The 853-nt window shown below is 52.9% G+C and carries 1 rRNA gene; it reads left to right on the forward strand.

From position 1 onward, the window contains the following. Positions 1–853: ribosomal RNA gene (locus C170_RS21675) — 23S ribosomal RNA — on the forward strand; the annotation flags it as partial.

The raw sequence follows: 853 nt of genomic DNA on the forward strand, positions 1-853 counted from the left end.
TTAGTACGTGGACGTAGACCCGAAACCGGGTGATCTACCCCTGTCCAGGGTGAAGGTGCGGTAACACGCACTGGAGGCCCGAACCCACGCATGTTGAAAAATGCGGGGATGAGGTGGGGGTAGCGGAGAAATTCCAATCGAACTCGGAGATAGCTGGTTCTCCCCGAAATAGCTTTAGGGCTAGCCTCGGAAAACAGAGTCGTGGAGGTAGAGCACTGATTGGGTGCGGGGCCCGCAAGGGTTACCAAGCTCAGTCAAACTCCGAATGCCATAGACTTACTTCCGGGAGTCAGACAGTGAGTGCTAAGATCCATTGTCAAAAGGGAAACAGCCCAGACCATCAGCTAAGGTCCCCAAGTGTGTGTTAAGTGGGAAAGGATGTGGAGTTGCACAGACAACCAGGATGTTGGCTTAGAAGCAGCCACCATTGAAAGAGTGCGTAATAGCTCACTGGTCGAGTGACTCTGCGCCGAAAATGTAACGGGGCTAAACACACCACCGAAGCTATGGCTTGATGCTTTGCATCAGGGGTAGGGGAGCGTTGTATAAGGGTTGAAGGTGTACCGTAAGGAGCGCTGGACATTATACAAGTGAGAATGCCGGTATGAGTAACGAAAAGATCAGTGAGAATCTGATCCGCCGAAAGCCTAAGGGTTCCTGAGGAAGGCTCGTCCGCTCAGGGTAAGTCGGGACCTAAGGCGAGGCCGAAAGGCGTAGTCGAAGGACAACAGGTCGAAATTCCTGTACCACCGTAAGCCGTTATGAGCAATGGGGGGACGCAGTAGGGTAGTGACGCGGACTGATGGATGTCCGTCTAAGCAGTAAGGCTGATGTGTAGGCAAATCCGCACATT

It is taken from the genome of Paenibacillus sp. FSL H7-689 (assembly GCF_000517905.1).
In the GTDB taxonomy this organism is placed as follows: Bacteria; Bacillota; Bacilli; order Paenibacillales; family Paenibacillaceae; genus Paenibacillus; species Paenibacillus amylolyticus.